The organism is Pseudomonas citronellolis (assembly GCF_900112375.1).
Classification (GTDB): domain Bacteria; phylum Pseudomonadota; class Gammaproteobacteria; order Pseudomonadales; family Pseudomonadaceae; genus Pseudomonas; species Pseudomonas citronellolis.
Genome location: NZ_FOLS01000020.1, coordinates 83,265 through 108,901, shown reverse-complemented (window position 1 = coordinate 108,901; position 25,637 = coordinate 83,265). Strand labels below are relative to the sequence as shown.

Genomic DNA, 25,637 nt, shown 5'->3' with positions numbered 1-25,637 from the left:
GCGGGGGAGGGTTACTCGACGGTGGCTTCGGTTTCGATCAGGCCGCCGAAATCGTTGATCCAGGTGTAGCGGACCCGTGCGCCGGGCCTGGCCCAGGCCGCCGCGTCGCGGGGCAGGGCGATGCCGTAGCTGCCCTTGGCCGGGACCATGTCCAGGTCGTCGTTGTCGTATTGTCTGGCGCCCGAGCGCAGTTGCAGGCGGGCCAGGGACACCGAGTAGGGCAGGTCGTTGACCGCGCGCAGCATGCTCTTGCCGCCCTCGGAAACGACGCGCCACTTCAGCTGCTGCGCCGCGTCGGCGGCCACGCCCTTGAGCTTGGCCGGGCGGTAGAACAGCTTGAGCTGAGAACGGAAGGCCACCTGCAGCTTGCCCGCGCTGTTGTTGCTGGCGGCCGCGTCGGCCTTGTCCGGGCTGCTCGAGGGCACCTCCAGGACGTTCAGCCAGAATACCGATTCGCGGTCCTGGGGCAGCGAGCGGTCGATGTTGGCGATGCGCAGCAGCAGGCCCTTGTCCGGGTCGACCCGCGAGACCGGCGGCGTGACGATGAAGGGCGAGCGCCCCTGCTTGTCTGCGCCGGGCGTGCCCTTGCCGTTGTCCACCCAGGCCTTGATCAGCGACGGCGTCTTGCCGGTGTTGCGGATGTTGACGGTGATGTCCCGCTCGGCGGCCGGGTAGACCACGCGGGTGCCGGTGATGACGATGCTGGCATTGGCCTGGAACGCCAGCAGGCAAAGACCGAGCAGGAAGAACAAGTGGGTAGCGGGACGCATCGGGCAACCTCCTTCTCTGTAAAGAAGGACTTTGGGTGGAGTCTAGGCGGGGCCGGGGTACTGGCAAGTTCCCGGGCGGTGAAGTTGTCCGGAGAACTTGTAAGTGCGTTTATTCATTCAGACCGTGTATGAACTTTCGTCGATGTGTTCATGCGCGTGATGAATATTCCGAGTGCATCCCCCGATGGGGGAGGGGGATGCATCCGGGGCCGCTGTCAGTCGTAACGGATGGAATACAGCAGGGCGGTGTCGGCGGTACCGGGCGATACCAGCTCCGAGGTCTGTACGTAACGGGCGTAGTAGGCGAATTCCAGCGGGCCGGCTTCGTCCATGGGCTTACTGACGTTGTTGGCGTTGGTGCGCAGGTCGATGGCTTCCAGTTCTTCGTTGGCGATCTGCAGCTCGATGCCGGACATGCTCATGGCTTCGCCGTTGAAGGCGAGGTTGCCGGTGGTCGGGTTGACGTTGGCCGAGGCGAAGTCGACCTTGTAGGTCTGGCCGACGGTGCAGCCGTTCAGGGCGATGGTGAAGCGCTGCTCGCCGGCGGTGGAGCCCACGGTGTCGAAGTCGCTGGTGGAGATCGACGGCAGGTTGATGGAGGCATCGGCGCCGCCACCGTTCACGCTGACTTCGCAGGTGTCTTCCATAACGTGGCCGGTGAAGCTGATCTGGCCACCGGTCGCTGCCTGGGCGCCACCGGCTGCCAGGGCGAGGAGTACGGCTGCGGGAAGAGTGAGATTTTTCATGGTGTTTTTCCTTGCAGGTTTTTCGGTAGGTGAATTCTCCCTGCTTCCCGAAATTTCGAATATTAGGAAACTTCTGATGCGCCGTAGGTGTATTCCTATGAATGAGGTAGGCAACGGATATAAGTGGGTTACTAATTGAAAAGTAGGAAGTAAAACAAGTTGCCTGGAATGTAGGGCGTATAACCGTTGGCGGTTATACGCCGCCACACCCAAGCCTCCAGCCAACGCCCAGGCCAGCCCCGGAGCCGCCGCGCGCCAAGGCCAAACGGCGGATAACGCGGAGCGTTATTCGCCCTACGGATTTCCAGAGAAACATCCAAGCGCACCGGAACGCCCCTTCAGAAGGCCGAGCGAAACCGGCGCTCAGGAGGTCGTGCGACATGGATGTCGCGAGAGCCCCGATGGGCTACAGGGACGTACCCTCGGGGCGGGCCTTCGTGGCGGGGGAATTCGTGAGGGTAGCCCGACTCTGTCGGGCCCGTATGGCGGGGCAAGCCTTTTTGGTTCCTTTTGTGGCGATTGACAAAAGGGACTCGCCCGAGGGGGCGAAACAAGACGGTCGGGCAGACTCGGAGCGGCGCGTTACACCGAGCCCCAAGCCACTGGGCGGAGTTAAGGTCGGAGAGGAGGACAGACTTCGCGAGCCAAGCCACAGCCCCCCAAATGAAAAAATGCCGTTTCCCCCAGACAGAGAAACGGCATCCTTTCTTAAGTGAACAGCACTACCGGCATTTGCCGAAGGCTATCTCAGTTATACCGACGCGCAACAGATCGTGGTCAGGCTCTTAGAACTTGTAGCCGAAGCCAATCATGTACACCCACGGATCGACGTCTACGTCGACCTTGGTCTTCTGGATGCCCAGGGCGCCCGGGCCGTTGACGCTGGCCTTGGTGTCGATGTCCATGTACCACACGGCAACGTTGAACAGAGCGTGCTCGTTGAGCATGTAGTCGAAGCCCAGTTCGCCGGCCAGGCCCCAGGAATCCTGCAGCTTCAGGTTGCTGAAGCCCTGGTCCTTGCGGTTGCTGGCCAGGTCTTCGTCGAAGAAGGTGGTGTAGTTCACGCCCAGGCCGCCGTAGGGCTGGAAGGCGGAGTTGGTGCCGCCCATGGGGTAGTACTGCAGCAGCACGGTCGGCGGCAGCTGCTTGATGTCGGCCAGCTTGCCGTCCAGGCCGGTCAGGCCGGTGGCGCGGTTCAGGCCCTTGACGTCGACCTGGTGGTTGAACGGGGTGGCGGCGACCAGCTCGACACCGATCTTGTCGGTGATCAGGTAGCTGAAGGTCAGGCCCAGCTGGGTGTCGCTGTCCACGGTGGCCTTGGTGCCGCCGACCTTGCCGCCGTCCAGCTTGATGTCGCTGCTGTCGTCGTTGGGGGCTACGGTGGCGAAGCCGCCGCGGACGATGAAGTCACCGGCCTTGTGGCCCTGGATGTCCGCAGCCTGGGCGGCGAACGGCGTGGATACGGCGGCGGCGAGCAGGGAGGCGGTGAGCCAGGACTTGCGCATGATGGTGATGCTCCATGATTTTGGAATAAGCGTTGGTGGACATCATGGTAGACGGCGCTAAGCGATCCTTCTTGATTCAGCTCAATAAAGCCCCCCTGCCTCGTAGGGGTAATGCCTGTGGCGGATGGTCGCAGGCTATTCGCCCTCGTATTCGTACGGCGTGACCTCGTCGGCTTTGAGCTGGTAGCCGGCCTGGGCCAGATCGCTGTCGATGTGCTTCACCTGCATGCGCCCGACCACCCAGTAGGGCTGGTACAGCTCGTCCATCTTCACGCCGTGGGCCTGGTGCACGTAGACGATCTGGTTGGACGGCGGCGGTGGCACGTGGATGCAGGCGCCGTAGTAGGGCACCAGGAGGAACTCGTTGACCTCGCCGTCCTGGCCGACGTCCAGCGGCACTATGTAGCCGGGCAGCTTCACCTGCTGGCCGTCCAGCGCCTGCACCACCGGGGCGGCCGGCGACTGCTGCTTGGCCGCCGGGCCGCTCTCGGCGTTGAGCGCGTCGCTAAGCTGGGAAATGTCGTGCAGCGGCACCGGCGGCGGGGGCGGCGGCGCGCCCTCGGGGATCAGCTGCGGCCAGGTCAGCGTCTGCGGCGTGCCGGCCCAGGCCGCGCCGGCGGCGAGCAGGAGCAGGGCGAGGAAGGTGGAGGCGGTTCTTTTCATGGGGGCTACTCAGATGCGGATCGACAGGCCGTCGGCCAGCGACTGGCGATAGGCGCGCCAGGCCGGCACGCAGCCGATCAGTATGGCGGCCAGCAGTATGCCGCCGAGCAGCGACCACTCATAGGCGCTCGGCGCCGCCAGCGGCAGGAAGATGCCGTAGTTGGCCTGCACGTAGCCCTGGGCGGCGGCGATGCCGGCGTACAGCAGGCCCAGGCCGAGGGTGACGCCGGCCAGGGCCAGGGCGAAGGCCTCGGCCAGCAGCAGGCTGAACACGTGCCAGGGCCGCGCGCCCACCGAGCGCAGGATGGCCATCTCGCGGCGGCGTTCGTTGAGGCTGGTGAGGATGGCGGTGAGCATGCCGATCAGGCCGGTCAGCACCACGAACAGCGAGACCACGAACAGCGCCTTCTCCGCCGTGCCCATCAGCCCCCACAGCTCCTGCAGGGCCACGCCGGGGAGGATGGCCAGCAGCGGCTCGCCGTCGTACTCGTTGATCTGCCGTTGCAGGGCGAAGGTCGCCACCTTGCTCTTCAGGCCGAGCAGGAAGGCGGTGATGGCGGTCGGCTGCAGGTCCATGTGGCGCGCCTGGTCGGCGCTGATACGCCCCGCGCCGCGGGCCGGCACGCCGTTCTTCCAGTCGACGTGCAGCGCCTCCATGCCGGCCAGGGAAATGTGCAGGGTGCGGTCCACCGGGGTGCCGGTACGCTTGAGGATGCCGACCACGGTGAACGGCTTGTCGTCGTGCTGCACCAGGCTGATGGTGCTCACCCCGTGGCTGAGGACGATGTGATCGCCCAGCTTGTAGTGCAGCGCCTCGGCCACCTCGGCGCCGAGCACCACGTCGAACAGGTCCTGGCCGAAGGGCCGGCCCTCGGCCAGTTGCAACTGCTGGTCGCGGGCGTAGCGGTAGTGCTCGAAGTAGCCGGTGTCGGTGCCCATCACCCGGTAGCCGCGGTGCGAGTCGCCCAGGGAGATCGGGATGGCCCATTTCACCAGCGGGCTGGCCTTGACCGTCTGGAAGCTCTCCCAGCGGATGTTGTTGGTGGCGTTGCCGATGCGGAACACCGAGTACAGCAGCAGGTTGATCGAGCCGGAGCGCGCGCCGACGATCAGGTCAGTGCCGGAAATGGTGCTGGCGAAGCTGGCGCGGGCCTCGCTGCGCACCCGCTCCACGGCCAGCAGCAGACAGGCGGAGAGGGCGATGGCGAAGACCGTGAGCAACGCGGTGAAGCGGCGGTTGGAAAGGCTGGCCAGGGCCAGGCGCAACAGATACATGCTCAGATCCCGGGGGCGGTGGCGGCGCGGTTGAGGTCGGCCAGCGACAGACTGCGGTCGAACAGCGGCGCCAGGCTCTGGTCGTGGCTGACGAACAGCAGGCTGGCGCCGGCCGCGCGGCATTCGGCGAACAGCAGTTGGAGAAAGGCTTCGCGGGCGTCGGCGTCCAGCGCCGAGGTCGGCTCGTCGGCGATCACCAGTTCCGGCTGGCCGATCAGCGCGCGCGCCGCGGCGACGCGCTGCTGCTGGCCGATGGAGAGGTTGTCGGCGCGCCGCTGCAGCAGCGCCGCGTCGCCCAGGCCCAGGTGCGCGAGCAGGGCGCTGGCGGCTTCGCCGACGCTGCCGTGGCGCTCGCGAGCGCGGGCCGCGCGGCTGCGCGAGAAGTGGCAGGGCAGTTCGACGTTCTCCTGCACCGAGAGGAACGGCAGCAGGTTGAACTGCTGGAAGATGTAGCCGGTGTGGTCGACGCGGAAGTGGTCGCGGCGCGCGGCGGAGAGCTGCGCCAGGTCCTCGCCGAGCAGGCGGATGCTGCCGCGCCGGGGCTTCTGCACGCCGCCCAGCAGGCCGAGCAGAGTGGTCTTGCCGCTGCCGGAGGGGCCCTTGAGGAACAGCGTCTCGCCACGGCCGAGGGAAAACTGCGGGATGTCCAGCAGCTCCGCCTGGCCGGGCCAGGCGAAGCCGAGGTCGCGGAGTTCGAGCAGGGTGTCCATGGGGCGCGTCAGAACTTCAGCAGGCTGCTGGCCGGGGTCAGCTCGGCGCCCTGCTGGCCGTTCGGGCCGATCAGCTGCACCACCAGCTTCTGGGTGCCGGGGAAGCGCTTGAACAGCGGGGCGAAGTCGAGGCTGGTGAGGGCTTCGGGCGCGGCGCAGGTCAGCTTGTAGTGGGCGTTGATGTCGCTGTGCTGGTGGCCTTCGTGCTCGTCGCCATCGTCGTCGTGGTCATGTTCGTGGGCCTTGGCACTGCCGAACAGCGGACTTTCCAGCTCCACCTCGGCGACGCCGCACTTGGCTGCGGCCGGTGCCTGTACCAGCTCCAGGGGCTTGCCCAGCTGGGCGCGGGCGGCGGCCACGGTGGCCTGGTCGGCGGCGCTGCTGGCCGGGTGCTCGAAGCCGACGAAGTTCATCGCCGGGCTGTCCACTTCCAGCTCCAGGGTGTTGCCGTCCAGCGCGACGTTGAGCTGGGCCACGCCGTGCTCGTGCTTGCCGAGGCTGCCATGCTCGTGTTCGTCATGGGCCTGGGCGGCGGCGAAGGGGATCAGGGCGAGGGCGAGCAGCAAGGGGCGCATGGACGGTCTCCGGGAGGGAAAAATCGAGAGTGCGTTACGTTATAACGAAATATTGCGGCTGGCTAGAGGCGCCCCGGGAGATTGGCGTGGCCGGGCTGGCGTGGGAGCATGCCGACATGCAGGAGGAAACCGACATGCGAATCCGTGGAAGCATCGGCGACTGGCCGGTGGACCTGAGCCTGGAACTGGACGAGGAAGAGTGGCAGCGCCTGGGCGCGGCACTGCGCCATGCGCCCGCCGCACCTGTCGCCGCTCCGGTGGCGCCTGTGGATAACCCGCTGGTGGCGCCCAGCGGTACCGACCGCCTGTGGCAGGCGGCCCGCGACCTGTTGCGCCGGGCCGGCAGTTGCGAAGGCCCGCAACTGCTTGACGAACTGGCCGCCCTGGCTGGCAGCGCCGGCGCGGCCAAGGGGCTGCTGGTGCGTTTGCGGCATAGTCCGGATGTGAGGATCGAAGTGCGGGAGGGGACTCAGGTGTTTACCTGGGTTGGGGAGTAAGGGGCTTTTGGGCTTTTTGCTTTTCGTAGGAGCGAGCTTGCTCGCGAACGGAGTTTCCCGGCCATGCTGGTGCCAGGCATGAGAGCGCCCTCTCCCTAACCCTCTCCCTGAAGGGAGAGGGGACCGTTCGGAGCGCTTGGGTATTCCTGAGTTAGCCGGCTAGTCCGTTGGCTTCCAGCTGAAACCATCACCTCTCTCGGCACGGACAAGCCCCCTCTCCCTTCAGGGAGAGGGGACGGCGCCACACCCAGCACCAGAGCAGCCGGTTGGCACCGTTCGCGAGCAAGCTCGCTCCTACACGAAACGAACCCCCCTGCTCAATACAGCAGATTGGCCAACTTCCGCCGATAGGCGATCACCAGCGGATGCTCATTGCCCAGCAGGTCGAACACCTGCACCAGCGTCTTGCGCGGCAGGTCCTCGGCGTAGCCGCGGTTGCGTTGGAACAGGCGCAACAGGCCGTCCATCGCCGCTTCGTACTGCTGCCGCGCGAGTTGCTGCACGGCCAGTTGGTAGGCGGCCTCGTCGTCGCCGGCGTCGGCCGCCAGGCGGGTTTTCAGGGTGGCGGCGTCGGGCAGGTCGGCGGCCTGGCGCAGGAAGGTCAGCTGGGCGCGGGCGGCGGCCAGGGCGGACTTGTGCTCGTCGCTCTTCACCGCGTCCAGCACCGTCTCGGCTTCGCCCAGCTCGCCGCGCTCGGCCAGGCAGCGGGCGTAGAGGATCAGCGCCGCGGCATTGGTGTTGTCTTCGCCCAGCAGGGCCTTGAGCTGGGCCTCGGCCTCGGCGAAGCGGCCTTCGGCGAAGGCGGCTTCGGCAGCGTCCAGCGGGTTGCCGGCGGGGGCTGCCGGCGGCTGTACGTGCTGCTCCAGCATCTGCCGCACCGCCGATTCCGGTTGTGCGCCGGCGAAGCCGTCGACCGGCTGGCCGTCCTTGAACAGCACCACGGTGGGCAGGCTGCGGATGCCGAAGCGCATGACGATGTCCTGCTCGACGTCGCAGTTGACCTTGGCCAGCAGCAGTTCGCCCTGGTAGGACTCGGTGACCTGCGCCAGCATCGGCATCAGCGCCTTGCAGGGCGCGCACCAGTCGGCCCAGAAGTCGACGAGCACCGGCTTGTGGAAAGAGTTCTGGATCACCAACTGGTCGAAGTCGGCGCTGGTGACGTCGAAGATGTAGGGCGTGTCGCTCATGGGGGCTCTCGTCGGGCGAAAGGGGCGAAAGGGTGCTGGTCACTATAAGTGGGGGCGCGGCGGACGGAAACAAGGCAATGCCGCACCGCGCCCTACGTCCCAGGTGAGCACGGCTTCTCGTAGGAGCGAGCTTGCTCGCGAACAGACTCCGCTGCGGGGCTCATTCGCGAGCAAGCTCGCTCCTACGAAGAGCGCCTCGGCGCGGTCCTTACGACGGCGGTCAGGCGCCGCGTTGCGCGTGATACAGGCTGACCTTGCGGAATTCGTGGGGCTCGGCCAGGTCCGGCCAGGTGCAGGCGTCGAGGATGTCCAGGCGCCGGTACAGCGGGTGCTGGAAGTCGCGCACCCGCGAGTCGGCCACCAGGGCCTCGCGGCCCTTGCCGAGGAAGGCGTCGAGCAGCGGCAGGTTGGCGCGGTCGTAGAGCACGTCGGCGACCAGGATCAGGTCGTAGCGGTCCTCTTCGCCGAAGAAATCTTCTGAATAGCTCAGCTGCACGCCGTTCAGCTCGGCATTGGCGCGGCTGGCGGCCAGGGCCAGCGGGTCGAGGTCGCAGGCCACCACTTCGGCGGCGCCGGCCTTGGCCGCGGCGATGGCGGCGATGCCGGAGCCGGCGCCGAAGTCCAGCACGCGCTTGCCGGCCACCCACTGCGGGCGCTCGGCCAGCCAGCGCGCCAGGGCCAGACCGCTGGCCCAGCAGAAGCACCAGTAGGGCGGTTCTTCGAGGATGCGGCGGGTCTCGTCGGGGCTGAACTGGCGGTCCATGTTCTGCGCATCGATCAGCCACAGCGCTATGTCGGTGCCGGGCAGGCGCTCGGCGCCCAGGCGGGCGTCGCCGAGCAGCTCGCCCAGGGCCTGCTGCAGGTCCTGCGGGGCCTTCACGGCGCCGGCTCCAGGCGCAGCTCGCCGAGGACCTGGGACTGCCCGGGAGCGATGGTCAGCGGGCGCAGGCGCCAGGCCAACTGGCCGTTCTGCGCCACCCGCGCATGCAGTTCGATGCGGCCGCCGCTGGGGAAGTCGCTGGGGTCGTAGCGCAGGCTGAAGGGCAGGGCGCCGCCGTTGCCCACCAGGACCAGGCTGGCCAGGGCGCGCTGCGGCCGGTCGCGTTCATCCATCAGCAGCAGGGCCAGTTCCACCTCGGCGCCATCGGGCAACGCGCCGCGGCTGCTGGTGAGCACCCCGGACAATTCGCGCTGGTTGGCCGGCAGGGGCGTCGCGGCGGCCTTGGCCGGGGCACTGGCGGCGGGAGGCTGCGGAGCGGGTTGCTTGCTCGAACAGGCGGCCAGCAGGGCCAGGGCGAGCAGGCAGAGAAGGCGGAGTGGCATGGGCGATTTCCCTCGCGGCGGTTTCCAGGGCGGCGCCTGTATAGCGTAAAGCGTGCGGCTTGTCTCGGGGAGCGCGGCGCCGGATGTTTCGTCGAACGGCCGGTCGAAGGGCCCCGGCGGATGGGGTACCATGGGCCACCATTTCGTAGGGCCATTCTCTGCCATGCATTGTCCCTTCTGCGGTGCCCACGACACCAAAGTCATCGATTCCCGCCTGGTCGCCGAGGGCGACCAGGTCCGCCGCCGCCGCGAGTGCCTGGCCTGCGGCGAGCGCTTCACCACCTTCGAGACCGCCGAGCTGGTCATGCCGCGGCTGATCAAGCAGGACGGCAGCCGCCAGCCGTTCGACGAGGACAAGCTGCGCGCCGGCATGCAGCGCGCGCTGGAGAAGCGCCCGGTCAGCGTCGAGCGCCTGGAAGAGGCCATCGCCCACATCAAGCACAAGCTGCGCGCCACCGGCGAGCGCGAGGTGAAGTCGCGGGTGCTCGGCGAGCTGGTGATGGCCGAGCTGCAGAAGCTCGACGAGGTGGCCTACATCCGCTTCGCCTCGGTGTACCGGCGCTTCCAGGACCTCAACGAGTTCCGCGAGGAGATCGAGCGCCTGGCCCGGGAGCCGTCCAAGGAATGAGCGCCGTCGACCTGGCCTACATGGCCCGCGCGCTGGAACTGGCGCGCAAGGGGCTGTACTCCACCCACCCCAATCCCCGCGTCGGCTGCGTGGTGGTCAAGGACGGCGTGGTGATCGGCGAAGGCTGGCACGTCCGCGCCGGCGAGCCCCACGCCGAGGTCCACGCCCTGCGCCAGGCCGGCGACAACGCCCGCGGCGCCACCGCCTACGTCACCCTGGAGCCCTGCAGCCACTTCGGCCGCACCCCGCCCTGCGCCGATGCCCTGGTGAAGGCCGGCGTCGCCCGCGTGGTGGCGGCCATGCAGGACCCCAACCCGCAGGTCGCCGGGCAGGGGCTGCGGCGCCTGGCCGAGGCCGGCATCGAGGTGGCCTGCGGCGTGCTGGAGGCCGAGGCCCGGGAAATCAACGCCGGCTTCATCAAGCGCATGGAGACCGGCCTGCCGTTCGTTCGCGTCAAGCTGGCGATGAGCCTGGACGGGCGCACCGCCATGGCCAGCGGCGAGAGCCAGTGGATCACCGGCGCCGCCGCGCGCCGCGCCGTGCAGCGCCTGCGTGCGCGCTCCAGCGTGGTGCTCTCCGGCGCCGACACCGTGCTGCTGGACTCTGCCCGCCTCACCGTGCGCCCCGACGAACTGGGCCTGGACGCCGAACAGACCGCCCTGGCCGCCGCGCGCCAGCCGCTGCGCGTGCTGGTGGACGGTCGCCTGCGGGTGCCGACCGACGCCGCCTTCTACCAGGCCGGCCCGGCGCTGGTGGCCAGCTGCGCCGAACGCGACGGTTTCGCCGCCGAGGGCCGCGAGCTGCTGGTGCTGCCCGGCGCCGATGGCCACGTCGACCTGGCGAAGCTGCTCGCCGAACTGGGCGCGCGCGGCGCCAACGAAGTGCTGGTGGAAGCCGGCCCGCGCCTGGCCGGGGCCTTCGCCCGCCTGGGGCTGGTGGACGAGTACCGGATTTTCGTTGCGCCCAAGCTGCTGGGTTCCAGCGCCCGTCCGCTCTTGGAGCTGCCGCTGGAGAAGATGGCCGAGGCGCGCGAGCTGAAGATCGCCGACATCCGCGCCGTGGGCGACGACTGGCTGGTCACGGCGCGGCCGGTCTGACGGAATTGTCTGCGCTACCCCCTGCGAATGCGCGGGGAGAGCAAACTGAACCTTCCGACTTGCGCCGGCCTGTGGTAAAACGCCACACGCGGTCAACGCTGTAACGGCCGCGATTGACGTTCTCAGGGCGGGGTGCAAGTCCCCACCGGCGGTGATGGCGCGCAACGCGTCGAGCCCGCGAGCGCTTGCCACGACCGGCCCACCGCCGCAGTGGCAAGGTCAGCAGACCCGGTGCGATCCCGGGGCCGACGGTAACAGTCCGGATGAAGAGAGAACGGGATGAACCTGCGCAAGGTGCATCTGCACGCCTGCGCGTCGTGTCCCTTCGATCGGTATGCCCTGTTTTTCCCAAAACAGGAGTTCCAACACCATGCACCACCCCTTCGTTTCCACTGCGCTGGCTCGCGCCGGCCGGCACGCCTGCGCGCAACCGCATTGCGCCGTCCGGGAGGCCCCATGTTCACCGGCATAATCGAAGCCATCGGCAGCATCCGCTCGATCACCCCCAAGGGCGGTGACGTGCGCCTCTACGTGCAGACCGGCAAGCTCGACCTCGCCGACGTCAAGCTCGGCGACAGCATCGCCGTCAACGGCATCTGCCTGACCGCCGTGGAGCTGCCCGGCGACGGCTTCTGGGCCGACGTCAGCCGCGAGACCCTCGCGCGCACCGCCTTCGCCCAGCTCAAGGTCGGCAGCCGCGTCAACCTGGAGAAGGCCCTGACCCCCACCACCCGCCTGGGCGGCCACCTGGTCAGCGGCCACGTCGACGGCGTCGGCGAGATCGTCAAGCGTGAGGATAACGCCCGCGCCATCCAGTTCACCGTGCGCGCCCCGCGCGAGCTGGCCAAGTACATCGCGCTGAAAGGCTCGATCACCGTCGACGGCACCAGCCTCACGGTCAACGCGGTGAATGGCGCCGAGTTCGAGCTGACCATAGTCCCGCACACCTTGGGCGAGACCATCATGGGCGACTACCGCCCCGGTCTTCAGGTGAACCTGGAAGTGGACCTGCTGGCGCGCTACCTGGAGCGCCTGCTGCTCGGCGACAAGGCCGCCGAGCCCGCCGCCAGCAGCATCACCGAAGCATTCCTGGCCGAAAACGGCTTCATGAAGCATTGATAGGAGCTGCCCAGATGGCACTCAACAGCATCGAAGAACTGGTCGAAGACATCCGCCAAGGCAAGATGGTCATCCTCATGGATGACGAGGACCGCGAGAACGAAGGCGACCTGATCATGGCCGCCGAGTGCGTGCGCACCGAAGACATCAACTTCATGGCCAAGTACGCCCGCGGCCTGATCTGCATGCCGATGACCCGCGAGCGCTGCGAGCGCCTGGGCCTGTCGCTGATGGTGCAGCGCAACGGCTCGGGCTTCGGCACCAAGTTCACCGTCTCCATCGAGGCCGCCGAAGGCGTCACCACCGGCATCTCCGCCGCCGACCGCGCACGCACCGTGCAGGCCGCCGCCGCGAAGGAAGCGGTGGCCGCCGACATCGTCAGCCCCGGCCACATCTTCCCGCTGATGGCCCAGCCCGGCGGCGTGCTGGCCCGCGCCGGCCACACCGAGGCGGCCTGCGACCTGGCGCGCATGGGTGGCTTCGAGGCGTCCGGGGTGATCTGCGAGATCATGAACGACGACGGCAGCATGGCCCGCCGCCCGGAACTGGAAGCCTTCGCCGAGCAGCACGGCATCAAGATCGGCACCATCGCCGACCTGATCCACTACCGCCTGATCCACGAGCGCACCGTCGAGCGCCTCGCCGAGCAGCCGCTGGACACCGAGCTGGGCCAGTTCAACCTGATCACCTACCGCGACTCGGTGGAGGGCGAGGTGCACCTGGCATTGACCCTGGGCGAGATCTGCGCGGAAGAGCCGACCCTGGTGCGCGTGCACAACATGGACCCGCTGCGCGACCTGCTGATGGTCAACCAGGCCGGGCGCTGGAGCCTGCGCGCGGCCATGGCCAAGGTGGCCGAGGCCGGCAGCGGCGTGGTGCTGCTGCTGGGCCACCAGATCGGCGGCGAGGACCTGCTGGCCCACGTGCGCGAGATCGCCGCCAGCGCGCCGGCGCCCAAGCCCAGCACCACCTACAGCACCGTCGGCGCCGGTTCGCAGATCCTCCGCGACCTGGGCGTGCGCAAGATGCGCCTGATGTCGGCGCCGATGCGCTTCAACGCGATATCCGGTTTCGACCTGGAAGTTGTAGAATACCTGCCCGCCGAATGAACCCGCGCCGCCGTGCCCTGGCACGGCGGCGCCGTTCTTCTAGCCTAATTTCGCGGAGCGTCGCCGACGCTCCGGCTCTTTAACGAAACGAGACCTGTCCATGACCCTGAAGACCATCGAAGGTACCTTCATCGCCCCCAAAGGCCGCTTCGCCCTGGTGGTTGGCCGCTTCAACAGCTTCGTGGTGGAAAGCCTGGTGCAAGGCGCCATCGATGCGCTGGTGCGCCACGGCGTCGCCGAAGGCGACATCACCATCATCCGCGCCCCGGGCGCCTTCGAGATCCCCCTGGTAACCCAGAAAGTCGCCCAGCGCGGCGAGTTCGACGCCATCATCGCCCTCGGCGCGGTGATCCGCGGCGGCACCCCGCACTTCGAATACGTTGCCGGCGAGTGCACCAAGGGCCTGGCGCAGGTTTCCCTGCAGTTCGGCGTGCCGGTGGCCTTCGGCGTGCTGACCGTCGACTCCATCGAACAGGCCATCGAGCGCTCCGGCACCAAGGCCGGCAACAAGGGCGCCGAGGCCGCGCTGTCCGCCCTGGAAATGGTGAGCCTGCTGTCGCAGCTGGAGGCCAAGTGAGCAGCAACGACAACGGCACCCCGTCCAAGCCGGCCAAGCCCAACAAGATCGCCATGCGCCGCAAGGCCCGCAGCCTCGCGGTGCAGGCCCTGTACTCCTGGCAGATGGCCGGCCAGCCGCTGAACGAGATCGAGGCGACCTTCCGCACCGACAACGACTTCAGCGATGTCGATGGCGCCTACTTCCACGAGATCCTCCACGGCGTGCCGCGCCTGAAGACCGAGCTGGACCAGGAATTCACCCCCTGCCTGGACCGCCCGCTGGAAGAGATCGACCCGGTCGAGCTGGCCATCCTGCGCCTGGCCACCTACGAGCTGCGCAACCGCCAGGACGTGCCCTACAAGGTGGTGATCAACGAAGGCATCGAGCTGGCCAAGACCTTCGGCGCCACCGACGGCCACAAGTTCGTCAACGGTGTGCTGGACAAGCTGGCGCCGCGTCTGCGCGCCGCCGAGCTGCGCGGCGCCAAGCGCTGAGTCCGCCGCAAGGCATGGGTGAGTTCGAACTGATCCGCCGCTATTTCGCCGCGGCCGCCTGTGCGGCCGCGGCCGATGGCGTGGCCCTGGGCATCGGCGACGACTGCGCCCTGCTGGCGCCGGCCGCCGGCCAGCAACTGGCGGTGTCCACCGACACCCTGGTGGCCGGCGTGCATTTCCCCGCGCTGTGCGATCCCTTCCTGCTCGGCCAGCGCGCCCTGGCGGTTTCCGCCAGCGACCTGGCGGCCATGGGCGCCGCGCCCCTGGCCTTCACCCTCGCCCTGACCCTACCCGAAGCCGATCCGGCCTGGCTGGAAGCCTTCGCCCAGGGCCTGAACCGCATGGCCGCGGCCTGCGGCCTGGCGCTGGTCGGCGGCGACACCACCCGCGGCCCGCTGAGCATGACCCTCACCGTATTCGGCCAGGTGCCCGTCGGCCAGGCGCTGACCCGCAGCGGCGCCCGCCCCGGCGACCTGCTCTGCGTCGGCGGCCCGGTCGGCGAGGCCGGCGGCGCTCTGGAGCTGGTGCTCGGCCGCCTGGCCGCCGAACCCGAAGTGGCCGAGCCGCTATTGGCGCGCTACTGGGCGCCGCAGCCGCAGCTGGCCCTCGGCCAGGCCCTGCGCGGTCGCGCCACGGCGGCGCTGGACGTGTCCGACGGGCTGCTCGCCGACTGCGGCCACATCGCCCGCGCCTCCGGCGTGGCCTTGATCATCGAAGCCGAACGCCTTCCGGCCAGCGCGCCGCTGGAAAGCCTGCTGGGCGCCGAGCGCGCGCTGCAGGCCAAGCTCGGCGCCGGCGACGACTACGTCATCGCCTTCACCCTGCCGCCCGCGCAGTTGCCGGCCTTGCAGGCGCAGTGGCCGCAGCTGGCGGCCATCGGCCGCGTCGAGGCCGGCAGCGGGGTGCGCGTGCTGGACGGCGCAGGCCACGACATCACGCCGCGCCAGGGCGGCTACCTGCATTTCACGGAGTGACCGCAGTGCCCGAACATCCCGACCAAGCCCCCGCCCAGCCCGTGCCGCCGTCGGTCTGGCGCAACCCCTGGCATTTCCTGGCCTTCGGCTTCGGCTCCGGAACCCTGCCCAAGGCGCCGGGCACCTGGGGCTCGCTGGTGGCCATCCCCTTCGTCCCGCTGTGGCAGCTGCTGCCGGACTGGGGCTACTGGCTGATGCTGGGGCTGACCATGCTGTTCGGCTTCTGGTTGTGCGGCAAGGTCGCCGACGACCTGCGCGTGCACGACCACGAAGGCATCGTCTGGGACGAGATGGTCGGCATGTGGATCACCCTCTGGCTGGTGCCCGAGGGCTGGTGGTGGCTGCTGGTGGGCTTCCTGGTGTTCCGCTTCTTCGACATCCTCAAGCCCTGGCCGATCCGCTGGGTCGACCGCCACGTGCACGGCGGCGTTGGCATCATGCTCGACGACGTCCTCGCCGGGGTCTTCGCCTGGCTGGCCATGCAGGGCTTGGTCTGGGCCTGGGCCGCCTGGCTGCTCTGACAACAGCCGACTTCATCACTGACGGCGCAGCGGCGCCGGTGTAACGTGGCGCCATCCTCGCGCCAGCCGACAAGGAGCCCCACCATGCTGCGCCTGCTGCCTGCCCTGAGCCTCGCCCTTGCCGCCAGCGCGGCCCTCGCCGCCCCGCAGGTGTGGGTGGTGGGGCTGTTCCCCAACGCCGCGGTGGTGAACATCGACGGCCAGCGCAAGTTCCTCCGCGTGGGCGAGACCGGGCCGCAGGGCGTGCAGGTGGTCAGCGCCGACGCGCACAAGGCGGTGCTGCGCGTCGAGGGCGTGGAACGCACCTACGAACTGAGCCGCGAATACAACGCCAGCGGCTACTCGGCCCCGGCGCCGGTACAGGAAATGAGCATCGCCCGCGGCACCGGCGGGCATTACTGGGTGTCCGGCTCGATCAACGGCCAGAACGCCCAGTTCCTGGTCGACACCGGCGCCACCACGGTGGCGATGAACGAAGCCCAGGCGCGGCGCCTGGGCATCGACTACCGGGTGGTCGGCAAGCCCATGGTCGCCTCCACCGCCAGCGGCACCGTCAAGGGCTGGCGCATCGGCCTGAACAGCGTGAAGCTCGGCGGCATCGAGGTGCTGGGCGTCGACGCCAGCGTGCTGGAAGGCGAGTTCCCCACCGAGATTCTGCTGGGCATGAGCTTCCTCAACCGCGTGGGTTGGCGGGAAGAGCAGGGGATGATGTACATCCAATCCAAACACTGAGCGCCGGATCCATCGATGGCTTCGATAGCCAAGTTGCGGATTTCGCAATGACGGCGGCCCCGGCACTGCTGTTACAATGCCGGCTCCTTACTACTGTCTGACTTTCAGGAGTTTCCGGTGTCCGTCGTGTTCGTCGCCGCCTCCAAGCTGCCCACTCCCTTCGGCGAATTCACCATGCATGGCTTCCTCGACGAGGAAACCGGCAAGGAACATGTCGCCCTGACCATGGGCAAGATCGACGACGGCCAGCCGGTGCTCGGTCGCCTGCATTCCGAATGCCTGACCGGCGATGCCCTGTTCAGCCTGCGCTGCGACTGCGGCTTCCAGCTCGAAGGCGCGCTCTCGGCCATCGCCCGCGAAGGTCGCGGCGTGCTGCTGTACCTGCGCCAGGAAGGCCGTGGCATCGGCCTGCTGAACAAGATCCGCGCCTACGCCCTGCAGGACGAAGGCGCGGACACGGTCGAAGCCAACCTCAAGCTGGGCTTCGGCGCCGACCAGCGCGACTACGCCATGTGCCTGCCGATGCTGCAGCACCTGGGCGTCTGCTCGCTGAAGCTGATGACCAACAACCCGCGCAAGGTGAAGGCGCTGGAGGGCTACGGCCTCACAGTGGCCGAGCGCGTGCCCCTGCAGAAGGGCCTGAACCCGCACAACAAGCGCTACCTGGCGACCAAGGCCGGCAAGCTCGGGCACATGCTCGGCGAGCTGCACCAGGGCGAGGCGGAGATCGAGGCGCAGTGAACCGCGCCGCCGAGTTCGGCCGCCTGGGGCGTCTGTGGTGGCTGCACCTGGCCCTGGCTCTCGGGCCGCTGCTGGCGCTGCTGCTGTGGGGCTTCGAGATCGACGCCCTGGCCGTGCTGGCCACCCCGCTGTACGTCGCCGCGCTGGTCTCGATGTACTTCACCCTGCCGCTGTTCCGCCGCTACAAGCTCGCCCTGATCGACGCCGGCAAGGCCCGTGACACGGCCGAAGAGCCCGTCGCCTGGGCGGAGCTGGCGCGCACCTGGCGCAACGGCGTCCTCGGCGCCAGCCTGCCGGCCTGGATCGGCGTGCTGGCGTGTTTCACCGACCTGTCCGGCGTGGCGCTGATCCTCCTCGGGCTGACCAGCCTGCTGATCCTCTGGCTGTACCGCCTGCCGCGCCAGTTGCTCTGATGCGCCTGCTCGTTGCCGTCCTGCTGCTATCGCTAGGCCTGCCGGCACTGGCGGCGCAGCGGGTGGTGAGCCTGTCGCCCTCGATGACCGACAGCGTCCTGGAACTGGGCGCCGGCGCGCGCCTGGTGGGTGTGCTCGATGGCGACGAACGCCCGGCGCAACTGGCGGCGCTGCCATCGCTGGGGCGCTACGGGCAGCTGAACCTGGAACGCCTGCTGAGCCTGCGGCCGGACCTGGTGCTGGTCTGGCCCGGCAGCATTCCCGATGCGCAGATGGCGCGGCTGAAGGGCCTGGGCCTGAAGCTCTACATCGCCGAGCCGCACCGGTTGGAAGATATCCCCAGGCAGCTGGAAGAGCTGGGCGCGCTGCTCGGCGCCCAGGACAAGGCCGCGGCCTTGGCCGCCAGCTTCCGCCAGCGCATCGCCGAACTGCGCCAGCAGTACGCCCGCGAGCACCCGCTGCGGCTGTTCTACCAGGTATGGAACCGTCCGCTGTACACCCTGGGCGGACGCCAGGTGGTCAGCGATGCCCTGCAGGTGTGCGGCGCGCGCAATCTGTTCGACGACCTGCAGCTGCCGGCGCCGCAGGTGGGCATGGAAGCGGTGCTGGCCCGCGATCCGCAAGTGATACTGGCGCCCAACGCCGAACAGGCGGCGGAATGGCGGGCCATGAAACAACTGAGCGCGACCCGCCTGAACCAGCTCTGGGTGCTGCCCGACCGCAACCTGGAGCGGCCGAGCTACGCCATGCTGGCCGCCACCGAAAAACTCTGCCGCCTGCTCGCCAAGGCCGAGCCGTAGGGCGGATAACCGTTCGCGGTTATCCGCCGGCCGGGATGCCGTACCCCCCCATAACCTGTAGGAGCGGGCCCTGCCCGCGAATCGCGCGCAGGGCGCGCTCCTACATGGGAATGGCGCGGGTGGGCGCGTAGGCGCAACTGTCTTGCAGACCGCACCGGGGTGCTCTTCGTAGGAGCGAGCTTGCTCGCGAACAGACTCCGCTGCGGGGTTCATTCGCGAGCAAGCTCGCTCCTACGAAAAGCCGTGCTCGCCTGCAGCGTAGGACCTCATTCGCGAATTGCGTCGGTATGTCCGGCTCTTACGGGAGAGAAGCACCGTACCTCCCACCGCTCAGAACCCCTCCAGCACGATCTTGCCCTTGGCCTTGCCGCTCTCCAGCAGCGCGTGGGCGCGGCGCAGGTTGGCGGCGTCGATGCGGCCGAAGTGCTCGCCCAGGGTGGTGCGCAGCACGCCCTGGTCGACCAGGCTCGACACGCGCTGCAGCAGGCGGTGCTGCTCGATCATGTCGTCGGTCTGGAACATCGAGCGGGTGTACATGAACTCCCAGTGCAGCGACAGGCTCTTCTGCTTGAGCAGGCTCACGTTCAGGTTCGCCGGGTCGTCGATCAGGCCCAGGCGGCCCTGCGGGTGCAGGCTGGCGACTATCTGCTGCAGGTGCCCGTCGGTGTGCGTCAGGCTGGCCACGTGGCTCACCTGGCCGATGCCGATGCGCTGCAGTTCCTCGCTCAGCGGCTTGCCGTGGTCGATGACGTGGTGGGCGCCGAGGTCGCGGACCCATTCCTGGGTTTCCGCCCGCGAGGCCGTGCCGATCACGGTCACGCCGGTCAGGTGCCGGGCCAGTTGGGTGAGGATGGAACCCACGCCGCCGGCGGCGCCGACGATCAGCAGGCTCTGCCCGGCGCTGCCCGGGCCCTCGGCGATCTGCAGGCGTTCGAACAGCAGCTCCCAGGCGGTGATGCTGGTCAGCGGCAGGGCCGCGGCCTGGGCGAAGTCGAGGCTGGCCGGCTTGGCGCCGACGATGCGCTCGTCCACCAGCTGCAGTTCGGCGTTGCTGCCCGGGCGCGTCAGGTCGCCGGCGTAGAACACCTCGTCGCCCGGGCGGAACAGGCTGACCTCGCTGCCCACCGCGCGGACCACGCCGGCGGCGTCCCAACCCAGCACCTTGTATTCGCCGGCCGCAGGCTCGGCGCGCTGGCGCACCTTGGTGTCCACCGGGTTGACGGAAATGGCGCGGACTTCCACCAGCAGGTCGCGCGGGCCGGGCGTCGGCTCCGGCAGTTGGATGTCGAGCAGGGCGTCGTCGGCGTCGATCGGGCGGCTGTGGGTGTAACCGATGGCTTTCATGGCGGCTCCTCAGTCGATGCGGTTCATCAGGCGGATGTCGAGTTCGGCCAGGTCGTCCCGGCTGGACGCGACGAAGGCCTGGAAGTGCTCGCTGGCCTCGTGCTCGGCGAGGGCGGCCTCGTCGCGCCATTGCTCGATCATGTAGATCAGGTCGGCGTCCTTGCGGTCGCGGTGCAGGTCGTACTGGATGCAGCCGGGCTCGGCCCGCGAGGGCACGCGCAGCTCGGCCAGGCGGGCCTGCAGGGCGTCGGCGCGGCCGGGCTTGGCGCGGATGATGGCGATCAGGGTGAGGGGGCTGCTCATCGGGACTCTTCCTTGCGGCAGTGGGGGATGGGCGCATCCTCCGCTCTTTCGTTGTGAAGAAAAACCGCGTAGGAAGAAAGTCTCTTTCAAAGGAAAATTGAAAATGCTGCGTTTCGACGACCTCCAGCTGTTCGTCCGCACCGCCGAGCGCGGCAGCCTGTCCGCCGCGGCCCGCGAACTGGAGGTGTCGCCGGCGGTGGCCAGCGCCGCGCTCAAGCGCCTGGAGGGCGCCCTGCAGGCGCGCCTGTTCGCCCGTTCCACCCGCAGCCTGCGGCTGACCGCCGAGGGCGAGCTGTTCCTGGCCCATGCGCGGGCCTCGCTGCAGAGCCTGGAGGAGGGCCGCCAGCTGCTGGCCGGCGGCCGCAGCGAGATCGCCGGGCCGTTGCAGGTCTCGGCGCCCTCGGACCTGGGGCGCAACGTGCTGTTGCCCTGGCTCGACGAGTTCCAGGCGCAGCACCCGCGGCTGGTTTTGCGCCTGCTGCTCAGCGACCGCCAGGCCGACCTCTACCGCCAGCCGGTGGACGTGGCCATCCGCCTCGGCCAGCCGCCGGACTCCAGCCTGGTGGCGCTGCCCCTGGCGGCGGACAACCGCCGCGTGCTGTGCGGCGCGCCGGCCTACTTCGCCCAGCATGGCCGGCCGCAGCGGCCGCAGGACCTGGCCCGGCACAACTGCCTGCTGTACATGCTCGGCGGCCGTGTGCACGAACGCTGGCGCTTCGGCGACGAGACGGTCGAGGTGGGCGGCGACCGCGTCAGCGACGACGCCGACGTGGTGCGGCGCTGGGCGGTGGCCGGGCGCGGGCTGGTCTACAAGTCCTGGCTGGACGTGGCCGCCGACGTGCGCGCCGGGCGCCTGGAAGTGGCCCTGGCCGACCACCGGGGCGAGGCGGCGCCGCTGAACCTGTTCTGCACCCACCGCGCGCAGCTGAGCCCGTCGGTGACCCTGCTGCGCGAGTTCGTCCAGCAGCGCTGCGCCGAGCATCTGCGCGGCGCGCCCTGGCGCTGAGGCTCAGAGCGGGGTGTAGCGCGCCACGGCGTGGCTGAGGTCCCAGCCGACCGAGACCGAGAACACCAGCAGCAGGGTCGGCACCAGGCACCACCAGATGCGCTTGGGCAGGGCCGGCAGCGGCTGGCGCAGCTGGCTGGCCCAGAGCGCGGCGGCGCAGACGGCGGCGGCGAGCAGGGCGCCGGCGATCACGTCGCTGGGCCAGTGCGCGCCCAGGTACAGGCGCGAGCCGGCGATCCAGGCGGCCGGCAGCATGGCCAGCAGCAGCCAGGTCAGGCGCACCCGCGGCGAGCCCTCGCGGCTGGCCAGCACGCCGAGCACCAGGAAGCAGGCGAAGGACGCCGAGCTGTGCCCGCTGGGCATGCTGAAGGCGCTCAGCGGGTCGGCGATCACCTCCGGGCGGGCGCGGCCGAAGAAGTGCTTGAGGGTGGTGTTGAGCAGTGCCGTGGCCAGCAGGGTGCCGCCGGCGAACAGCGCATGGCGCCATTTGCCCAGGCCCAGCAGCAGGCCGCTGACGACGATGCCGACGATCACCTGGGTGCGGAAGTCGCCCAGGCGCGTCACCGCCACCATGATGTGGTTCAGCAGCGGGCTGCGTTCCTCCTGGATCAGCGTCATCAGGCCGTGGTCGAGGGCATCCAGGTGCGGCCAGCCGATCAGGATGCCCAGCAGCAGGGCGGCGCTCAGCCCGGCGGCGATCAGTGCGGTGCCGTGGCGCCGCTTCAGGCAGGCATGGATCAAGGCGCCGCCGAGCACGGCCAGGCCGCCGGCGACCACCGCCATCTCCGGCCAGAAGCCTTCCGGCAGTGGCAGGCGCAGGGCTGCGCCGGTGGTCCAGCCGGGCAGCAGGTAGGCCACCGACCAGCCGGCGGCGGCCAGGATGGAGACCGCCAGGAAGCGCCCGAAGGGCATGTCGAGCATGCCCGCCACCAGCGGCAGGAACGGCCGCAGGGCGCCGATGAAGCGGCCCACCAGCAGGCTGGTGACGCCGTAGCGGGCGACGAAGCCTTCTGCGCCGGCCAGCCATTCCGGGTGGTGGCGCAGCAGCGGCAGGCGGCGGATGTCCTGGTGGAAGCGGCGGCCGAGGAAGTACGAGCAGAGGTCGCCCAGCAGGCCGCCGGCGAAGGCCAGCAGCAGCGTCTGCCCCAGGCCCAGGGCGCCGCCGCCGGCCAGCACGGCCACGGCGAAGAGCATCACCACGCCGGGCAGCACCAGGCCGACCACCGCCGCGCATTCGAGGAAGGCGATGAGGAAGACCACCAGCCCCAGCCACTGCGGGTGGCCGGCGATCCATTGGTTGAACAGGTCCAGGCTCATGTGCGGTGCGCTTCCGAGCTATCCAGCAGGTAATAGTCGCGTCCTTCGACCTGGCCGCGGCGCAGCGGGTTTCGCGTGCAGAAGGGCGCGAAGGCGGCGTCGACGAAGCGGTACATCAGGTGCTCGTCGCGGCCGTGGGGGATGCCTAGGCGGGTGGTCTGGATGACCTGCGCCGGGGTGTCGCCGACGTCGTCGACGAACAGCCGCTGCACGTCGAACTGTCGGGCATCCCAGTCCGGCACCTTGAGGCCCATGGCCTTGCACAGCAGTGTCTGGCCGGCGCAGAGCTTGCCCAGCGGGCGCTCGCTGCCATCGGCGGCGGGGTTGAGCTGGCGCATGCGGGCCACGGCCTCGTCGCCGCTGACGCGATCCATCCAGGGGTGCCCGGACTTCATCAGCACGGCGTTGCCGGCGCCACCGGCGCTGAAGTTCAGCGAGTCGCCGCCACGCGCGTAGTACATGTAGATGTGCCCGCCGTCGAGGAACAGCGCCTTGCGCTTCTCGGTGTAGCCGAGCGAGGCGTGGCTGCCTTTCTCGGCCAAGTAATAGGCTTCGGTCTCGATGATCCGCGCGGACAGCCAGAGCCCGCCGACGCGGTGACGGATCACCTTGCCCAGCAGCTGGCGCGCCACCAGCAGGGCGTCGCGGTCGAAGAAGGAATGGGGCAGCGGCCGCGCTTCGGGCCAGGGCAAACCAAGGATGGGATCGGCAGGCATGGGATTGTCGTGGGTACCAGGGCGCTCTTAGGCTGGCGGATGATAACAACAAGAGACTGAATCATGGCTGAACGCATCCGCGCCGACAGCGCGCACATCACCCCCAGTGCGCACTACACCGGCTATGTCTGGTTCCGCCACAAGCTCGCCGAGCCGGCCTTCGCCACCGCCTTCGGGCGCTGGGTGCACGGCTGCATGGCGCCGATCGCCTGGGGCGCGCGCCTGGGCTTCGGGCTGAACATCGAGGACTTCCTGCTGCAGCGCCACCTGCTGATAGACGCGCGCCTGCGCCAGGCCATCGAGCAGCGCGGCGTCACCCAGGTGGTGGAGATCGCCTGCGGCCTGTCGCCGCGCGGCAGGCGCTTCCGCCAGCGTTATCCGCAGCTGGACTACCTGGAGGCGGACCTGCCGCCCATGGCCGCGCGCAAGTCGGCCCTGCTGCAAGGGCAGGGCTGGCTGGACGAAAGGCACCGGGTGCACCCCGTGGACATCCTCGCCGAGGACGGCCCGCATACCCTGGCCGCGCTCTTCGCCCAACTCGACCGCCAGCGCCCCGTGGTGGTGATCACCGAGGGCCTGGTGAACTACTTCCAGCGCCCGCTGATCGAGGGTTTCTGGACGCGCCTGGCGGCGGTCCTGGCCGACTTCCCGGCGGCCACCTACCTCACCGAACTCTACCCGGACCTGCGCGAACATCCGCGCTATCGGCAGATCCGCTGGGGCGTCGGCCTGATCGGCCGGCTCACCCGCGGCGGCTACCCGCTGCACTACCGCAGCGAGGCGGAAATAGCCGCGGCCTTCCGCGGCTGCGGCTTCGCCGGCGTAGAAGTGCTTGACCCACAGGTGCACGGCGCCGAACTGTGCCTGCCGCGCGGACGCATGCCGAGCCTGGTGCGCGTCATCGAAGCCCGCACCTGACCTGCCCCGACGGCTCTTCGTAGGAGCGAGCTTGCTCGCGAACCGCATCCTGCCCAAGGGTGGGTTCGGCAGGGTTCGCGAGCAAGCTCGCTCCTACAGGGGAGGGTGAACCTAGGCGGCATCGTGGTTCGCCCTTGGGTGTAGGGCGTATAACCGTTCGCGGTTATACGCCGTTCCGTTGCTTCAGGCCGCGCAGGCCCCTTGCTGCAACGGCACCACCAGCTCCGCCAGGCTGGCGCTGGCGCGGGGATCGCCGTGGGGGAAGATGAAGGCGACGCCGTCCGCTGTGCGGCGCAGCGGCAGGATGTCCAGTTCTTCCACGCCGGGGATGGCCAGGCGCCAGCCGCGTTGCGGCAGTTCGGCCGGCAGGTCGGCGTGGGCCAGGCCGCCGAAGTAGCCGATCTCCATCAGTTCGGCGCGCCATTGCCCGCCATCGGCATGGTGCAGCAGGGCGCGGGGTTGCGGTGGCGCCAGGCGCGGTTCGAAGCGGCGTTCCAGGTGCGGCAGTTGCTGGCGTTGGAAGCGCGTGCTGCCGGCGGCGTTGAGCGGCAGCGGCTGGCCGTCGAGGAAGGGTGTGTACAGCCGGGCGCAGGCGCCGCGGCGTTCGAACTGGGCCAGGTGGTCGGCGTCGTGGATCAGGGCGAACTGCGCGTCGGCGCAGGCGAGGGCGAATTCGGCGTGCTCCCAGGGCTGGGTGAAGTGGTCGTATTCGCCGGCCAGCACCAGGGTCGGGCATTGCGGGTGGCGCTCGAAGCCGCCGAAGGCCAGCAGGCGCCGGCTGTTCTGCCGGTAGCGTTCGACTTCCGCCGGTGTCAGGCGCTGTAACTGGCGCAGCAGGGCCTTGCGGAACACCGGGGAGACGCCGGTATCGGCCAGGCGCAGCGGATTGACCAGGCCGGTCAGCACGCCGTTGGCGAAGGCTTCGTGCTGGCCCAGGTTCAGGCGCGCCAGGGCTTCTTCCAGTAGCGCGCGGGCGCCGGGGCGGCCGAAGGCGGTGATGCCGGCCAGCAGCAGGCGCGCGCAGCGCCCGGGGTGGCGGGCAGCGAAGAGGGCGGCCAGGGCCGAGCCGTAGGACAGGCCGATGGGCATCAGCGGCGGCAGGCGCAGCGCCTCGGCGAAGGCGGCGATCAGGTCGGCCAGGTCTTCCAGGCTCAGTTGCGGCGCCAGTTGCAGGTTACCGCCCTGGCTGGGCAGGTCGAGGAGGATCACCGGGTGCTCGGCGAGCAGCTCGCTGACTTCGCTGGCGAAGGAGCGGAAGCTCTGGAAGGCGCCGCCGAGCAGCAGCACCGGCGGGTGCGGGTCGTCCGCGCGGTGGGCGAAGGCCTGGTAGTGGAGTTGCCAGCCGTCCAGTTCGAGCACCGCCGGGGCGGCGGTGAGGGCCTGGGCGCTGTAGTCGGTGCGGTAGCGCATGGCGAATCTCCGGCGGTGTTCCGCCTCTTGTTGTTCTTCCCTGGCGTGCCGGATGGCGAACGGCTGGCATTGCGCGGCGGGGTGGCTCCAAGGTAGACAGAGGCCGGCCTTTTGTTTACCCAACCTTCGGGCGGGGGAAATCGCAACGCGCTGTTGCGGGTGTCACCGTTCCGCAGCCGGGGCGC

At 69.2% G+C, this 25,637-nt stretch carries 30 protein-coding genes and 1 riboswitch; of the genes, 15 read left to right on the top strand and 15 right to left on the bottom strand.

Annotated elements, in window-relative coordinates; translation table 11 throughout:
* Positions 1-11: 11 nt before the first annotated feature.
* The 7 genes from BM060_RS19360 to BM060_RS19330 all read right to left on the bottom strand — a co-directional run bounded on the left by BM060_RS19360 (position 12) and on the right by BM060_RS19330 (position 6,244).
* A complete protein-coding gene (locus BM060_RS19360) occupies positions 12-770 on the bottom strand; it encodes a fimbrial biogenesis chaperone (RefSeq protein WP_074982033.1) in 759 nt (252 codons plus the stop codon).
* Between the two features lie 215 nt (positions 771-985).
* Entirely contained in the window at positions 986-1,516 is a 531-nt protein-coding gene (locus BM060_RS19355) for a fimbrial protein (RefSeq protein ID WP_083426797.1), read from the bottom strand.
* Positions 1,517-2,301: 785 nt separating this feature from the next.
* Complete coding sequence (locus BM060_RS19350; protein WP_074982028.1) at positions 2,302-3,021, bottom strand: OmpW/AlkL family protein; 720 nt, start codon at positions 3,019-3,021, stop codon at positions 2,302-2,304.
* A 135-nt stretch (positions 3,022-3,156) separates the two neighbouring features.
* Positions 3,157-3,684 (bottom strand): DUF3299 domain-containing protein, encoded by a 528-nt coding sequence (locus tag BM060_RS19345; RefSeq protein WP_074982026.1) that lies wholly within the window; start codon positions 3,682-3,684, stop codon positions 3,157-3,159.
* Between the two features lie 9 nt (positions 3,685-3,693).
* The gene (locus BM060_RS19340) at positions 3,694-4,959 is read right to left on the bottom strand and encodes an ABC transporter permease (RefSeq protein WP_074982024.1); all 1,266 of its coding nucleotides are present in this window, start codon (positions 4,957-4,959) and stop codon (positions 3,694-3,696) included.
* A gap of 2 nt (positions 4,960-4,961) precedes the next feature.
* On the bottom strand, positions 4,962-5,669 hold the full coding sequence (locus BM060_RS19335) for an ABC transporter ATP-binding protein (protein ID WP_069862149.1): 708 nt from the start codon (positions 5,667-5,669) through the stop codon (positions 4,962-4,964).
* 8 nt (positions 5,670-5,677) lie between these two features.
* Complete coding sequence (locus BM060_RS19330) at positions 5,678-6,244, bottom strand: DUF2796 domain-containing protein (protein WP_074982022.1); 567 nt, start codon at positions 6,242-6,244, stop codon at positions 5,678-5,680.
* Positions 6,245-6,378: 134 nt separating this feature from the next.
* Between BM060_RS19330 and BM060_RS19325 the strand changes: the two genes are divergently transcribed.
* Positions 6,379-6,741 carry a hypothetical protein gene (locus tag BM060_RS19325; protein WP_245323021.1) on the top strand — a complete coding sequence of 121 codons (363 nt, stop codon included), beginning with the start codon at positions 6,379-6,381 and terminating at the stop codon, positions 6,739-6,741.
* Between the two features lie 317 nt (positions 6,742-7,058).
* Here BM060_RS19325 and trxA read toward each other — a convergent pair whose 3' ends face one another.
* The 3 genes from trxA to BM060_RS19310 all read right to left on the bottom strand — a co-directional run bounded on the left by trxA (position 7,059) and on the right by BM060_RS19310 (position 9,251).
* The gene (gene trxA, locus BM060_RS19320) at positions 7,059-7,928 is read right to left on the bottom strand and encodes a thioredoxin (protein ID WP_074982020.1); all 870 of its coding nucleotides are present in this window, start codon (positions 7,926-7,928) and stop codon (positions 7,059-7,061) included.
* 220 nt (positions 7,929-8,148) lie between these two features.
* Positions 8,149-8,808, bottom strand: coding sequence for a class I SAM-dependent methyltransferase (locus BM060_RS19315; protein ID WP_074982017.1), 660 nt, complete (start codon positions 8,806-8,808; stop codon positions 8,149-8,151).
* Positions 8,805-9,251 carry a YbaY family lipoprotein gene (locus BM060_RS19310; protein ID WP_074982015.1) on the bottom strand — a complete coding sequence of 149 codons (447 nt, stop codon included), beginning with the start codon at positions 9,249-9,251 and terminating at the stop codon, positions 8,805-8,807. The genes BM060_RS19315 and BM060_RS19310 overlap by 4 nt, the downstream gene beginning before the upstream one ends.
* A gap of 163 nt (positions 9,252-9,414) precedes the next feature.
* Between BM060_RS19310 and nrdR the strand changes: the two genes are divergently transcribed.
* The 12 genes from nrdR (at position 9,415) to BM060_RS19250 (ending at position 18,438) form a co-directional block, all read left to right on the top strand.
* A complete protein-coding gene (gene nrdR, locus BM060_RS19305; RefSeq protein WP_024128042.1) occupies positions 9,415-9,879 on the top strand; it encodes a transcriptional regulator NrdR in 465 nt (154 codons plus the stop codon).
* Positions 9,876-10,976: a bifunctional diaminohydroxyphosphoribosylaminopyrimidine deaminase/5-amino-6-(5-phosphoribosylamino)uracil reductase RibD gene (gene ribD, locus BM060_RS19300; RefSeq protein WP_074982013.1), complete on the top strand. Its 1,101-nt coding sequence runs from the start codon at positions 9,876-9,878 to the stop codon at positions 10,974-10,976. Before nrdR ends, ribD begins: the two co-directional genes overlap by 4 nt.
* Positions 10,977-11,090: 114 nt before the next feature.
* Positions 11,091-11,256: riboswitch (FMN riboswitch) on the top strand.
* A 176-nt stretch (positions 11,257-11,432) separates the two neighbouring features.
* Positions 11,433-12,095, top strand: a complete 663-nt coding sequence (locus BM060_RS19295; RefSeq protein ID WP_074982011.1) for a riboflavin synthase — start codon at positions 11,433-11,435, stop codon at positions 12,093-12,095.
* A 14-nt stretch (positions 12,096-12,109) separates the two neighbouring features.
* Positions 12,110-13,204, top strand: a complete 1,095-nt coding sequence (gene ribBA, locus BM060_RS19290) for a bifunctional 3,4-dihydroxy-2-butanone-4-phosphate synthase/GTP cyclohydrolase II (RefSeq protein ID WP_074982009.1) — start codon at positions 12,110-12,112, stop codon at positions 13,202-13,204.
* A gap of 100 nt (positions 13,205-13,304) precedes the next feature.
* Positions 13,305-13,781 (top strand): 6,7-dimethyl-8-ribityllumazine synthase, encoded by a 477-nt coding sequence (gene ribH / locus BM060_RS19285; protein WP_043273459.1) that lies wholly within the window; start codon positions 13,305-13,307, stop codon positions 13,779-13,781.
* Positions 13,778-14,257, top strand: a complete 480-nt coding sequence (gene nusB / locus BM060_RS19280; RefSeq protein WP_074982007.1) for a transcription antitermination factor NusB — start codon at positions 13,778-13,780, stop codon at positions 14,255-14,257. The genes ribH and nusB overlap by 4 nt, the downstream gene beginning before the upstream one ends.
* Before the next feature lie 14 nt (positions 14,258-14,271).
* Complete coding sequence (thiL, locus tag BM060_RS19275; protein ID WP_074982005.1) at positions 14,272-15,231, top strand: thiamine-phosphate kinase; 960 nt, start codon at positions 14,272-14,274, stop codon at positions 15,229-15,231.
* Between the two features lie 5 nt (positions 15,232-15,236).
* The gene (locus BM060_RS19270) at positions 15,237-15,752 is read left to right on the top strand and encodes a phosphatidylglycerophosphatase A family protein (RefSeq protein ID WP_074982003.1); all 516 of its coding nucleotides are present in this window, start codon (positions 15,237-15,239) and stop codon (positions 15,750-15,752) included.
* Between the two features lie 84 nt (positions 15,753-15,836).
* On the top strand, positions 15,837-16,484 hold the full coding sequence (locus BM060_RS19265) for a retropepsin-like aspartic protease family protein (protein WP_074982000.1): 648 nt from the start codon (positions 15,837-15,839) through the stop codon (positions 16,482-16,484).
* Positions 16,485-16,601: 117 nt separating this feature from the next.
* Positions 16,602-17,225: a GTP cyclohydrolase II gene (ribA, locus tag BM060_RS19260; RefSeq protein ID WP_074981998.1), complete on the top strand. Its 624-nt coding sequence runs from the start codon at positions 16,602-16,604 to the stop codon at positions 17,223-17,225.
* Positions 17,222-17,638 (top strand): MFS transporter, encoded by a 417-nt coding sequence (locus BM060_RS19255; RefSeq protein WP_074981996.1) that lies wholly within the window; start codon positions 17,222-17,224, stop codon positions 17,636-17,638. The genes ribA and BM060_RS19255 overlap by 4 nt, the downstream gene beginning before the upstream one ends.
* Positions 17,638-18,438 carry a cobalamin-binding protein gene (locus BM060_RS19250; protein ID WP_074981994.1) on the top strand — a complete coding sequence of 267 codons (801 nt, stop codon included), beginning with the start codon at positions 17,638-17,640 and terminating at the stop codon, positions 18,436-18,438. Before BM060_RS19255 ends, BM060_RS19250 begins: the two co-directional genes overlap by 1 nt.
* A gap of 330 nt (positions 18,439-18,768) precedes the next feature.
* On the opposite strand, the gene BM060_RS19245 is transcribed toward BM060_RS19250, so the two are convergent.
* Both BM060_RS19245 and BM060_RS19240 read right to left on the bottom strand, forming a co-directional pair.
* Positions 18,769-19,782: a zinc-binding alcohol dehydrogenase family protein gene (locus BM060_RS19245; protein WP_074981992.1), complete on the bottom strand. Its 1,014-nt coding sequence runs from the start codon at positions 19,780-19,782 to the stop codon at positions 18,769-18,771.
* Between the two features lie 9 nt (positions 19,783-19,791).
* On the bottom strand, positions 19,792-20,085 hold the full coding sequence (locus BM060_RS19240; protein WP_074981990.1) for a putative quinol monooxygenase: 294 nt from the start codon (positions 20,083-20,085) through the stop codon (positions 19,792-19,794).
* A 103-nt stretch (positions 20,086-20,188) separates the two neighbouring features.
* On the opposite strand from BM060_RS19240, the gene BM060_RS19235 reads away from it, so the two are divergent.
* The gene (locus tag BM060_RS19235; protein WP_074981988.1) at positions 20,189-21,091 is read left to right on the top strand and encodes a LysR family transcriptional regulator; all 903 of its coding nucleotides are present in this window, start codon (positions 20,189-20,191) and stop codon (positions 21,089-21,091) included.
* 3 nt (positions 21,092-21,094) lie between these two features.
* On the opposite strand, the gene BM060_RS19230 is transcribed toward BM060_RS19235, so the two are convergent.
* Together BM060_RS19230 and BM060_RS19225 are read right to left on the bottom strand one after the other, a co-directional pair.
* The gene (locus tag BM060_RS19230; RefSeq protein WP_074981985.1) at positions 21,095-22,408 is read right to left on the bottom strand and encodes a bifunctional DedA family/phosphatase PAP2 family protein; all 1,314 of its coding nucleotides are present in this window, start codon (positions 22,406-22,408) and stop codon (positions 21,095-21,097) included.
* Positions 22,405-23,124, bottom strand: coding sequence for a DNA-3-methyladenine glycosylase (locus tag BM060_RS19225; protein WP_074981984.1), 720 nt, complete (start codon positions 23,122-23,124; stop codon positions 22,405-22,407). The genes BM060_RS19230 and BM060_RS19225 overlap by 4 nt, the downstream gene beginning before the upstream one ends.
* A 63-nt stretch (positions 23,125-23,187) precedes the next feature.
* On the opposite strand from BM060_RS19225, the gene BM060_RS19220 reads away from it, so the two are divergent.
* Positions 23,188-24,042, top strand: coding sequence for a class I SAM-dependent methyltransferase (locus BM060_RS19220; RefSeq protein WP_074981982.1), 855 nt, complete (start codon positions 23,188-23,190; stop codon positions 24,040-24,042).
* A gap of 183 nt (positions 24,043-24,225) precedes the next feature.
* Here BM060_RS19220 and BM060_RS19215 read toward each other — a convergent pair whose 3' ends face one another.
* Positions 24,226-25,452, bottom strand: coding sequence for an alpha/beta fold hydrolase (locus BM060_RS19215; protein WP_074981981.1), 1,227 nt, complete (start codon positions 25,450-25,452; stop codon positions 24,226-24,228).
* Positions 25,453-25,637 lie beyond the last annotated feature (185 nt).

What these genes read in the sequence shown, in the direction of transcription:
- BM060_RS19360 (WP_074982033.1), bottom strand. Translation starts at nt 770, where the DNA reads ATGCGTCCCGCTACCCACTTGTTCTTCCTGCTCGGTCTTTGCCTGCTG.
- BM060_RS19355 (WP_083426797.1), bottom strand. Translation starts at nt 1,516, where the DNA reads ATGAAAAATCTCACTCTTCCCGCAGCCGTACTCCTCGCCCTGGCAGCC.
- BM060_RS19350 (WP_074982028.1), bottom strand. Translation starts at nt 3,021, where the DNA reads ATGCGCAAGTCCTGGCTCACCGCCTCCCTGCTCGCCGCCGCCGTATCC.
- BM060_RS19345 (WP_074982026.1), bottom strand. Translation starts at nt 3,684, where the DNA reads ATGAAAAGAACCGCCTCCACCTTCCTCGCCCTGCTCCTGCTCGCCGCC.
- BM060_RS19340 (WP_074982024.1), bottom strand. Translation starts at nt 4,959, where the DNA reads ATGTATCTGTTGCGCCTGGCCCTGGCCAGCCTTTCCAACCGCCGCTTC.
- BM060_RS19335 (WP_069862149.1), bottom strand. Translation starts at nt 5,669, where the DNA reads ATGGACACCCTGCTCGAACTCCGCGACCTCGGCTTCGCCTGGCCCGGC.
- BM060_RS19330 (WP_074982022.1), bottom strand. Translation starts at nt 6,244, where the DNA reads ATGCGCCCCTTGCTGCTCGCCCTCGCCCTGATCCCCTTCGCCGCCGCC.
- BM060_RS19325 (WP_245323021.1), top strand. Translation starts at nt 6,379, where the DNA reads ATGCGAATCCGTGGAAGCATCGGCGACTGGCCGGTGGACCTGAGCCTG.
- trxA (WP_074982020.1), bottom strand. Translation starts at nt 7,928, where the DNA reads ATGAGCGACACGCCCTACATCTTCGACGTCACCAGCGCCGACTTCGAC.
- BM060_RS19310 (WP_074982015.1), bottom strand. Translation starts at nt 9,251, where the DNA reads ATGCCACTCCGCCTTCTCTGCCTGCTCGCCCTGGCCCTGCTGGCCGCC.
- nrdR (WP_024128042.1), top strand. Translation starts at nt 9,415, where the DNA reads ATGCATTGTCCCTTCTGCGGTGCCCACGACACCAAAGTCATCGATTCC.
- ribD (WP_074982013.1), top strand. Translation starts at nt 9,876, where the DNA reads ATGAGCGCCGTCGACCTGGCCTACATGGCCCGCGCGCTGGAACTGGCG.
- BM060_RS19295 (WP_074982011.1), top strand. Translation starts at nt 11,433, where the DNA reads ATGTTCACCGGCATAATCGAAGCCATCGGCAGCATCCGCTCGATCACC.
- ribBA (WP_074982009.1), top strand. Translation starts at nt 12,110, where the DNA reads ATGGCACTCAACAGCATCGAAGAACTGGTCGAAGACATCCGCCAAGGC.
- ribH (WP_043273459.1), top strand. Translation starts at nt 13,305, where the DNA reads ATGACCCTGAAGACCATCGAAGGTACCTTCATCGCCCCCAAAGGCCGC.
- thiL (WP_074982005.1), top strand. Translation starts at nt 14,272, where the DNA reads ATGGGTGAGTTCGAACTGATCCGCCGCTATTTCGCCGCGGCCGCCTGT.
- BM060_RS19265 (WP_074982000.1), top strand. Translation starts at nt 15,837, where the DNA reads ATGCTGCGCCTGCTGCCTGCCCTGAGCCTCGCCCTTGCCGCCAGCGCG.
- BM060_RS19250 (WP_074981994.1), top strand. Translation starts at nt 17,638, where the DNA reads ATGCGCCTGCTCGTTGCCGTCCTGCTGCTATCGCTAGGCCTGCCGGCA.
- BM060_RS19245 (WP_074981992.1), bottom strand. Translation starts at nt 19,782, where the DNA reads ATGAAAGCCATCGGTTACACCCACAGCCGCCCGATCGACGCCGACGAC.
- BM060_RS19240 (WP_074981990.1), bottom strand. Translation starts at nt 20,085, where the DNA reads ATGAGCAGCCCCCTCACCCTGATCGCCATCATCCGCGCCAAGCCCGGC.
- BM060_RS19235 (WP_074981988.1), top strand. Translation starts at nt 20,189, where the DNA reads ATGCTGCGTTTCGACGACCTCCAGCTGTTCGTCCGCACCGCCGAGCGC.
- BM060_RS19230 (WP_074981985.1), bottom strand. Translation starts at nt 22,408, where the DNA reads ATGAGCCTGGACCTGTTCAACCAATGGATCGCCGGCCACCCGCAGTGG.
- BM060_RS19225 (WP_074981984.1), bottom strand. Translation starts at nt 23,124, where the DNA reads ATGCCTGCCGATCCCATCCTTGGTTTGCCCTGGCCCGAAGCGCGGCCG.
- BM060_RS19220 (WP_074981982.1), top strand. Translation starts at nt 23,188, where the DNA reads ATGGCTGAACGCATCCGCGCCGACAGCGCGCACATCACCCCCAGTGCG.
- BM060_RS19215 (WP_074981981.1), bottom strand. Translation starts at nt 25,452, where the DNA reads ATGCGCTACCGCACCGACTACAGCGCCCAGGCCCTCACCGCCGCCCCG.